Source organism: Brachyspira catarrhinii, from assembly GCF_005518285.1.
Classification (GTDB): domain Bacteria; phylum Spirochaetota; class Brachyspiria; order Brachyspirales; family Brachyspiraceae; genus Brachyspira; species Brachyspira catarrhinii.
On sequence record NZ_SJDU01000053.1, the window covers coordinates 1 to 9,943 of the forward strand.

Annotated in this window: 7 protein-coding genes and 2 pseudogenes; 8 read left to right on the forward strand and 1 reads right to left on the reverse strand. The window is 29.0% G+C overall.

Annotated features, from left to right (window positions below):
* The 8 genes and pseudogenes from EZH24_RS13985 to rpsR all read left to right on the forward strand — a co-directional run.
* A pseudogene (locus EZH24_RS13985) lies at positions 1-268 on the forward strand (Rpn family recombination-promoting nuclease/putative transposase); the annotation flags it as partial.
* Between the two features lie 220 nt (positions 269-488).
* Positions 489-818, forward strand: a complete 330-nt coding sequence (locus tag EZH24_RS03365) for a PD-(D/E)XK nuclease family transposase (RefSeq protein WP_137997719.1) — start codon at positions 489-491, stop codon at positions 816-818.
* A gap of 125 nt (positions 819-943) precedes the next feature.
* On the forward strand, positions 944-1,303 hold the full coding sequence (locus EZH24_RS15285; RefSeq protein WP_137997720.1) for a DUF4422 domain-containing protein: 360 nt from the start codon (positions 944-946) through the stop codon (positions 1,301-1,303).
* 49 nt (positions 1,304-1,352) lie between these two features.
* Positions 1,353-2,942 (forward strand): annotated as a pseudogene (locus tag EZH24_RS15290) (glycosyltransferase).
* A 77-nt stretch (positions 2,943-3,019) separates the two neighbouring features.
* Entirely contained in the window at positions 3,020-5,569 is a 2,550-nt protein-coding gene (locus tag EZH24_RS03385; RefSeq protein ID WP_137997723.1) for a polysaccharide pyruvyl transferase family protein, read from the forward strand.
* A gap of 126 nt (positions 5,570-5,695) precedes the next feature.
* Positions 5,696-6,106, forward strand: coding sequence for a 30S ribosomal protein S6 (gene rpsF, locus EZH24_RS03390; protein ID WP_137997724.1), 411 nt, complete (start codon positions 5,696-5,698; stop codon positions 6,104-6,106).
* Complete coding sequence (locus EZH24_RS03395; RefSeq protein WP_137997725.1) at positions 6,087-6,518, forward strand: single-stranded DNA-binding protein; 432 nt, start codon at positions 6,087-6,089, stop codon at positions 6,516-6,518. The genes rpsF and EZH24_RS03395 overlap by 20 nt, the downstream gene beginning before the upstream one ends.
* A 40-nt stretch (positions 6,519-6,558) precedes the next feature.
* Positions 6,559-6,993 carry a 30S ribosomal protein S18 gene (gene rpsR, locus EZH24_RS15365; RefSeq protein ID WP_137997726.1) on the forward strand — a complete coding sequence of 145 codons (435 nt, stop codon included), beginning with the start codon at positions 6,559-6,561 and terminating at the stop codon, positions 6,991-6,993.
* A gap of 110 nt (positions 6,994-7,103) precedes the next feature.
* Here the strand turns inward: rpsR and EZH24_RS03405 are convergent, their stop codons facing one another.
* Positions 7,104-9,401, reverse strand: coding sequence for a heavy metal translocating P-type ATPase (locus EZH24_RS03405; protein ID WP_137997727.1), 2,298 nt, complete (start codon positions 9,399-9,401; stop codon positions 7,104-7,106).
* Positions 9,402-9,943: the final 542 nt, after the last annotated feature.

Here is a 9,943-nt window from a genome sequence, read left to right on the forward strand (position 1 = left end):
GACAAAAGCGATAGAGGAATACAAAAGATTTACTTCGGACGATAAACTTATGCGAGCCTACGCCGCAAGAGACGCATTTTTAGTAGGACAAAAAATGATGTTATCGAGAGAACGACAAGAAGGCATAAAAGAAGGCGAAGAAAATAAAGCAATCTCAATAGCCAAAACCCTAAAACAAATGAATATGGACGATGCCTCTATAAGTAAAGCTACGGGTTTAACCCTTGAAGAAATTCGCAAACTGCGTCCAGACGGAGAAAAACTTTAATTTAAATTTTTATTTTACCGTATTATCTCCAAATATTACAAACAATTTTTTAAAATTTTAATTCAAATCTAATCAAAACAATTTATAAATTTTTTAGTTTTTATCTTAAAAATTGTTCCAAATCAAATTACTACTATATGAATTAGAATTTAATGAATTTTATATATATTACCATATATACCATTTTGACAAATAAAATTATTCTGTTATAATTATATTTATGAAAGATAATATTGAAGTAAAGAAATTAAGCGACTTATTTGCCAGATATTTATTCGGCAGAAACGGAAGCGAAGACTTATTAGAAGATTTAGTCAACGCAACTTTGAGCGATTTTAATTTTGAAGAAGTTAAAGACTTAGAAATTATTGACCCTTTCAATCTATCGGAAAATATTGATTTGAAGGAATCGATAATAGATGTTAAAGCGAAAACAAAAGACAATAAAACAGTAATTATAGAATTTCAACTATGCGGAAATAGAAATTTTTTAGATAGAGTTTTTTATTTCAATATCATCTTTATTATTTTTCATAATTATATTATATAATAAAACTATTTATTTGTAAATGTAAATTATTTAATTAAAATCTAATTATAAATTATACATATAGTTTTATAAAAAATGTTAATAAAGAATTGATATAAAAAATAAATGTTATATAATAATATATTATGAGAATAAAAATATTAGTCGCATATCATAAAAAAACTACTTTATTTAAAAATGATATTTTCGTTCCTATTCATTTGGGAAGAACTTTGAAAGAAAAAGAAACAAAAGACGGCGAAATCTTAAATGAAGATTATAATTGGCTTATTGACAATATGATTGGAGACGATACGGGAGATAATATTTCGAATAAAAACAGAGAATATTGCGAGCTTACGGGAATATATTGGGCTTGGAAAAATTACGATAAATTGGGAAATCCCGACTATATTGGTTTTATGCATTATAGAAGATTATTTATATTAAATAATAGTTATACAGAAAATAAAAAAGCGGATTTTTGCAATATGATAAGGATATGATAGTCTTGATAAAAACTATCTTGCTAATCTTGGATTAAATATTGATAATATTTTAAGAATATTAGATATAAATAAGGGCATAGTTTGTTCTAATATTAACGATTCCACAGTTCATCATTATTATAGTAATTTTGACATTATAGAGCAAAACTACGATAGATTTTGTGAAGAAATAAAAGAATACAGAAAAGATATTTTAAGCAATATAGATAAATATTTAAATGGTAAAGAGCATTTTTGGTCTAATATGTTTATTGTTCCAAAAGATATATTTTTTGATTATTGCGAGTTTATATTTAGTTTTTTGTTTCATTTTAAAGATAAAATAAAATTTCATAATCCATCAATATTTGAAAAAAGAACTATGGGATATATAGGCGAAATATTAACGGGTATATATTTTACTAATTTAAATTATAGCAAAAAAGTCGAGTTAATATCATTTCCTATTTACTTTATAGAAAATACGGATTTGGAATGCGATATAAAACCAGCATTCAAAGATAAAAATATAACCGTATGTTTTTCGAGCGATAATAATTATATTAAATATATTTCAGTCGCTATAGAATCTTTAATTGAGCATTCGGATAAAAACAATAATTATGATATTTTGATTTTTGAAAAAGAAATTAAACGACATTTTAAAGATAAAATTTTATTACAAATATCAAAACATAATAATATAAGCATAAGATTCATAAATATAAAAGTTTTGGCTAATAAATATTTAAGCAATATTAACAAAACTATCAATCATTACAACGAATCTATTTTTTATAGATATTATATTCCTCAATTACTAAAAAAATATAATAAAGCAGTATATTTGGATTGCGATTTGATTATTTTAGACGATATTGCAGATTTATATAATATTGATTTGGAAAATAATTCGCTTGGCGCCGTTAGAGATATAGAAATGCATAGATGGTTAAAAGATAGAAAAATCAGGCAAGAAAAAATAGATTTTAATAATAATATGGGAATAAAAGATTCTACAAAATACTTTAATTCTGGCGTATTAATTATGAATCTTGAAAAAATGAGAGAGCTAAACGCTACTAATAAACTTATAAATATTACGCTTGATAAATTAAAAAATATATAGGTAGGAGACCAAGATGTATTAAATGGATTTTTTTATGACGATGTAAAATATATAGATACGAGTTGGAATATAGAATGGATAGTTCAATTAAAAATTAAAGATTGGGCTATTGAAATTGATGAAAAGTCATATATTGCATATAAAAACGCTTTGAGAAACCCTAAAATAATACATTATTGCGATATTTATAAACCTTGGAAATCTCCAGAATTAGAATTAGCCAATATTTGGTGGCAGTATGCTCGTAAAACTTCTTTTTATGAAGATATAATTTATAATAATGCTACTAATAATCATTATAATATTACTAATAATAGATTTAGTATAGCCGATTTTATTTTATCGGTAGAAAATTCTAATAATTATATAACAATAATGATTTTAGGGATTAAACTAACGATAAAAAAGAAAATTTTTGTAGATAATAAATTTTATGAAAGTAAAATAGATAGGATATTTTCTATATATGAGAATGGTAAATATAGAAGATTAACTGTTTTTGGAATTAAGATAACTTTGAAAAAATAAAAAAGTATTGATAAATTTGTTATTATATAGATATAGGATATTTAAAAGAAACACAAGATTAAATCAAAAAAAATAACATGAAAAACAAAAGTATAGAAATACTACAAAAAGAAAAATGTTCGGGTTGTAGCGCGTGCTATCCCGTTTGCCCGACTAACGCCATAACGATGGAATATGACGAAGAAGGTTTTTTATATCCGATAGTAAACTACGAAAAATGCACCAACTGCGGTTTATGTTCCAAAGTTTGCCCAGAATTAAATTTTGAATTCGACAATAAAAAAACTCCTAAATGCTACGCAATGCAGGCGGCGGACGAAATAAGAATGAAATCTTCTTCGGGCGGAATGTTTACGATACTCGCGGATTATATATTTGAAAGAAACGGTTTCGTTTGCGGAGTTGCTTTCAATAAAAATGAAAATTGGAAAGTCGAGCATATCATAATCGACAAAAAAGAAGACTTGGACAAATTGCGAGGCTCAAAATATGTTCAAAGCGATAAAAAAGATATTTTCAAACAAATAAAAGAATTGTTGAATAAAGATAAATATGTATTGTTCAGCGGATGTCCTTGCGAAGTCGCGGGATTAAAAAATTATTTGAGGAAAGATTACGATAAATTGATTTTGGTAGATTTATTATGCGCTTCAACAGAATCGCCTAAAATATGGGAAAAATATTTAAAAGAAAATTTTGCAGATAATAAAATACAAAACATTACATTTAGAGATAAATCGTCTTTCGGATGGACTTTACAGTTGAATGTGTATTTTGAAAACGGAGACTCTTATAGAGGAAATAATTTTCAAAACGAATATTGCAGATTTTTTTCTTCGCATATAATGTCAAGGAAATCCTGCTATAAATGTTCTTTTTCTTCATTGCCGAGAGTGGGCGACATAACCATAGGCGATTTTTGGAATATAGACAGATACGATAAAAATCTTGACGACAGAAAGGGAACTTCTTTAATCCTTTCAAACAATTCTAAATCGGATATCTTTTTAAAAGATATTATTAATCATAATGAAAATATTATTCTTTATAAAGAAATTCCCTTAAATTTTATAAAAGAGACATGCAACTCTTACGGATTATTTGAAAAAAGAAACATGAAGATAAACAATAGAGATATATTTTTAAAGAAATTAAAATTATTCGATTTCAATAAAGTCGTTCGTCATTTTTTGGATGGTAAAGCGGATGTCGGTTTGGTAGGTTTTAATGGGAATACAAATTACGGCAGTATATTGAACACATATTCTATTTATAATAATTTAGAAAAATTGGGTTATGATGCTACGCTTGTTTTCTTTTTGCCAAAGTCAGTTAAACATATAAACCTGTCCAATAAAAAGTTTTATAAAAAATATTTTACTTTCACAAAGCCTTATCAAAATAAAAATGAAATGGGCGAATTAAATAATAAAATGGATATTTTCATTGCGGGAAGCGACCAAATATTCTGCTATGGTGCCGAATATTATTGGAGTCCTGAAGGCATTAAAGATGATGGAATAAAAAATATTTATTATTTAAGTTTTGCAAATTTGGATAAAAATTTAATTTCGTTTGCGTCAAGTTATGGCAGAAACGATTATTACGGCGATTATAAAAATAGATTAATGACGAGTTATGATTTAAGCAGATTTGACCATATTTCCGTGAGAGAAAAAGACGCTATAGATTTAGTGAAGAGATTATTTAATATAGAAAATGTCGAGCAAGTTATAGAACCTGTATTTATTTTGGATTATGAAGAATGGGATAAAATTATTGCCGATTCTTCATTGAATCATAAAGGAAAATTGGCGTATTATTTTTTAGACCCAAACGAAGAAAAAGATGAAGCGGTAAAATATATATCCGAAAAACTTGATATTGAAACCATAGACGCTGGCGGTAATTTTTTCAGAGAAGTTGAAGATTTTCTTTATATAATGAAAAACGCCGATTTTGTAATAACCGATTCTTTTCATGGAACATGCTTTTCTACAATATTCAAGAAACAATTTATATCGTTTTTGAATAAGGGAAGAGGCGAAAGCAGATACGCGCTTTTTGAAGAATTGAAATTGCAAAACAGGATTATAAATAATTTTGACGAATTGAAAAATAAAAAAGATTTGTTTGAAAAAATAGATTATACTGAAACTTTTGAAATAATTAATAAAGAAAAAGAGAGAGCTATTCTTTGGCTTAAAAACGCTTTAGAAAATAAAAGAGATAAGAAAATAACTCCGCAATTATCAATAATTGAATATTTGATTTACGAGAACGATTCTTTAGATTTGAAATTAAAAGAAGCGAATAACGAAATAATTAATTTACAAAATAGAAACTCTGATTTGCAAAATAATATCAATAATAATTTAAAAGAATTGAATAGCGATTTAATGAATAATATCTACAAATTGAATGATAGTTTAATAAATAAGATTAATGAAAAACAAAATTGGATAAAATTATTTGGAATATATAATACTAAAGAATATTTAATATTTTATTTCTTTGGAATTAAGATTTCGTTTAGGATGAATGAGGAAAGAGTTAATAAGTTGGCTTGGTGGATACCGATTAGAAAGTGGAGGGATGAATTTAGAAGTAAATTCTTTGATAAATAGTTGACATTTTATTTAAATAATATACAATATTAAAAAATAAAAAATTACTTCGCTTATTTAATGATTATTAAAATTTATTATTGATAATGTAAAAATTAAATAGGCTTTGTCCAAGGAGTTAAAAAAATGAAAGAATATGAGATTCTATTTGTGACGGAGATAAACGATTCTCTGCATCAAAAAGCGAAAGAGCATATCAAAGCGATTTTTCACAACTACAATGCCGAAATATTTGACGAATCCGATTACGGCGTTTATACTTTAAGTTATCCGATTCGCAAAGTAAATCAAGGCAAGTATTATTATTACCATTTCAGATGCGATGGAAAAAGTTTGGAGGCTATCGAAAAAGAATTGCGTTATGAACTTAGCATTTTAAGATTTATAATCGTTCGACTTGACGAAATCGTTGAGAAGGAAGATAGCAAAAAAGCTGAGAGAAGAAAAAGAAGAGCGGAATGGAGAGAAAAACGAATTAGAGAATATAATAATTCTAATAACGAAGAAGAGGAATCTTATGGCTTCAGATTTAAATAATATAATGTTGATAGGAAGGCTTACGAAAGACCCCGAGTCGAAATATTTGCCGAGCGGAAGCGCTGTCGTTGAATTTTCAATAGCGAATAATTATTATATGAGCAGTAAAAATTCTACCGAAGTGAATTATTTTGATGTTGTGGCTTTTGGGAAAATGGCGGAAACGGTTGCAAAATATCTTACCAAAGGAAAGCAAGTGGCGATTAGCGGAACTTTGAGACAGGACAGATGGCAAGATAAAGACACAAACGCCACGAGGTCGAAAGTTAGAATAATTATGCAATCTATGCAAATGCTCGGTTCTGCGGGAGGAGGCGTTAATAATATGGATGCAACTTATACTCCTACTACGCCAAGCGGAGCGGATGTGGATTTGGGCGGTTTTTCGGACGATGACGAAGTGCCGTTTTGATTAGTTTAAGTTTTTAGAATAAATTTTTAGGAGAATAAAAATGGAATTAGAAAATAACGATTTAGAAAATAAAGAAAATGAAAATACTGAAAATAATTTTGAAAATAACGATATTCAAAATGTCGAAAGTAGCGAAAATTTTGAAAACAATTCGGAAAATAGCGGAGAAGAGGAAAGATACAGAGGCGGAAGAAGGCATTATTACAGAGATAGAAATTCGGACGAAAAGGATATTAACTTTCAAAATAATCCAAGAAGAAGATATTTCAAAAAGAAATTCTGTTTTTTCTGCAAGAACGATATAGATATTGTCGATTATAAAGACATGAAACTTTTGAAAAGATATGTCAAAGAAAGCGGAAAAATCGTTCCAAAACGACTAAACGGAACTTGCGCAAAGCATCAAAGAATGGTGACGAAGGCTATAAAAAGGGCGAGAAATATAGCGCTTTTGCCTTATGAAACGAGATATTAATCAAAATTTAAGTTTCTTGTATAAAAGGGCTATTATGAATAATAATAGCTCTTTTTTATTTAATAAAATAATAAATAATCTAATTGTCAAAATATTTATAACCTTTTAATTTATCGTTTCCATTTTTTACTCGCCTTGAAAAAATTTAATCTCAAAGCGTTCGTCACAACGCAAACCGAACTTAAACTCATTGCAAGCGCCGCAAATATGGGATTTAAGAGCAAATCTTCTCCCATTATCGCCACTAAAAAATTTCCGATTACCGAATCAATCAAACTTTCTCTAAATATATGCAATAATCCCGCTGCCACTGGAATTCCCAAAACATTATAACAAAAAGCCCAAAAAAGATTCTGTTTAATGTCTCGCATAGTCGCCTTGCTTAATTCTATAGCCGTCACAACATCTTTTGTTTTCGATTTTACCAATACTATATCGGCGCTTTCAATCGCCACATCCGTTCCGCTTCCAATCGCTATTCCCACATTCGCTTGAGTCAAAGCGGGCGCATCGTTTATTCCGTCTCCAACCATCGCTACTATATAATTTTTATCTTGAAGTTTTTTCACTTTGTTAGATTTTTCTTCGGGCAAAACTTCCGAAAGAACGATATCGATTCCCGTTTTGTTTGCAATCGCGTTTGCCGTGTTTTTATTGTCTCCCGTTATCATAACAGTTTTTATATTTAATTTATGAAGTCTATTTATCGTGTCAACGCTGTCTTTTTTCAATTTATCGGCGCAGGCTATTATTCCTAAAAATTTTCCGTCTTCGACTACATACATTGGAGTTTTTCCTTCTTTTGAAAGTTTTTCCGTTTCGTTAAAAAAAGATTCTACCGATATATTTTCTTTTTCCATCAATTTTTTATTTCCGATTAAAATTCTTTTTTTGTCTATAATAGCGTCTATTCCAAATCCCGATAAAGCTTTGAAATTTTCTATCGGCAGAAGATTAATATTTTTTTCTCTCGCTTCTCTAACTATAGCTTCTCCCAAAGGATGCTCGCTTCCGTTTTCCGCGCTTGCGGTTAAAAGTAATAATCTTTCTTTATCGCTTTTATCTTCTGAAATAATATCGGTAAGATAAGGTTTGCCTTCCGTCAATGTTCCCGTTTTATCGAACATAATCGCGTTTATTTTTTGAGACAATTCCAAAGCTTCCGCGTTCTTAAATAAAATTCCAAGCTCCGCTCCCTTTCCCGTTCCAACCATTATTGCCGTAGGAGTGGCAAGTCCCAAAGCGCATGGACAGGCGATAACCAAAACCGATACAAATACGGTTAAAGAAAAAACAAAATTATGAATGGCGATAAACCAAGCGATACCAGAAATTAAAGCAATTGTTATAACCGCTGGGACGAAGTAGGAAGAGACGACATCGGCAATATGCGAAATCGGAGCTTTTGAGCCTTGAGCGTCTTCCACTAATTTTATTATTTGAGCCAATGCCGTATCTTCTCCGACTTTTGTAGCTTTAAATTTGAAAGTTCCCGTTTTATTTATCGAAGCGCCGACTACTTTATCTCCAATATTTTTTTCTATAGGAATACTCTCTCCCGTAAGCATAGATTCGTCAACCGAACTGTAGCCTTCTATTATCTCTCCATCAATTGGAATTTTTTCTCCAGGGCGAACTATCAAAATATTTCCAACTTTTAAATCTTCAATTTTTATTTCTTTTTCTTCGCCGTTTTCAATTATTCTTGCAGTTTTAGGTTGAAGTCCCATAAGTTTTTTTATCGCCTCTCCCGTTTTTCCTTTGCTTCTTGCCTCCAAATATTTTCCAAATTGAACGAGCGTGATTATAACCGCAGCCGATTCGTAATATAAATTATCTCCATGAGGATTCAGTCCGATAAAAGACAAAATACTCGAATAAACGCTATAAACGAAAGACGCCGTAGTTCCAATCGCAACGAGCGAATCCATATTTGGCGAACCTCTAAATAAAGCTGGAAATCCCAAAGTATAAAATTTATAACCCGAAATCATAACGGGAACGCATAATATAATCGCGACTATCGAAAATATTTGAGGATTTGAATGATGCGACAAAATTTCTGGCAGCGGAAGTTTTACGAATTTTATCATTGGAGACATCGAAATATAAAATAAAGGAATAGAAAATATTGCGGAAATTATCAATCTTATTTTTTGTTCTTTAATTTCTTTCGCTTTTTTCTCCGAAATATCTTCTTCTTTTCCCACGACTTGATAACCCGCTTTTACTATCGTATTTACAATATCTTTATATTTTAATTTTTTGTCGTCAAATACCAAAACTGCTTTTTCTGTCGCTATATTAACTGCAGCCGATTCAACTCCTTCGGTTTTTTTCAAAGCTCTTTCAACCGCTCTCGAACATGCGGCGCAATGCATCCCGCCGATTCTTAATGTCATTTTCATTTTTGTATCCTAAAAATAATTTTTTATAATTATTAATTTTTCTTTAATTTTTAATAATTGTTAAAGTTATCTAACAATTATAACATAATGATTTTATTTGTCAAAATTTATTTATTTTATACTATATGTATATTATTAAAGTTTTAAATTTATAAGTCGATATTTTTATAAAAAAATTATATAATTTTTACTTGACTTTTTTATAAGTTTGTTATATTATATATAGATTGAATAAAGAGAAGTTATAGAGAAGTCATTACGAAGGAGTAAAACGACTGAAGTAATCCAAATAGGGAAAAGCGCTTTTTCTGACAACAATGGGCTGAAGCCACATTGTTATAAGGATTGGATTGCTTCACTCACGCTCGCAATGACAATTTAGTAAGTGGAAAGTAGTTGACAAATTTATAAAATTTGTTATTATATAAATAGATTAAATAATAAAATAAAAGCACTTTTAAGCGAAGCGGTTTTTATAGTGAAGAAGGGAATTAATTTTCATATTGGTATAAAAAAGATGGAATTAGAAATAAAGTATGAGG

Excerpts from the sequence above, each read along its gene's own strand:
- EZH24_RS15285 (WP_137997720.1), top strand. The coding sequence starts at position 944 with ATGAGAATAAAAATATTAGTCGCATATCATAAAAAAACTACTTTATTT.
- rpsF (WP_137997724.1), top strand. The coding sequence starts at position 5,696 with ATGAAAGAATATGAGATTCTATTTGTGACGGAGATAAACGATTCTCTG.
- rpsR (WP_137997726.1), top strand. The coding sequence starts at position 6,559 with ATGGAATTAGAAAATAACGATTTAGAAAATAAAGAAAATGAAAATACT.
- EZH24_RS03385 (WP_137997723.1), top strand. The coding sequence starts at position 3,020 with ATGAAAAACAAAAGTATAGAAATACTACAAAAAGAAAAATGTTCGGGT.
- EZH24_RS03395 (WP_137997725.1), top strand. The coding sequence starts at position 6,087 with ATGGCTTCAGATTTAAATAATATAATGTTGATAGGAAGGCTTACGAAA.
- EZH24_RS03365 (WP_137997719.1), top strand. The coding sequence starts at position 489 with ATGAAAGATAATATTGAAGTAAAGAAATTAAGCGACTTATTTGCCAGA.
- EZH24_RS03405 (WP_137997727.1), bottom strand. The coding sequence starts at position 9,401 with ATGAAAATGACATTAAGAATCGGCGGGATGCATTGCGCCGCATGTTCG.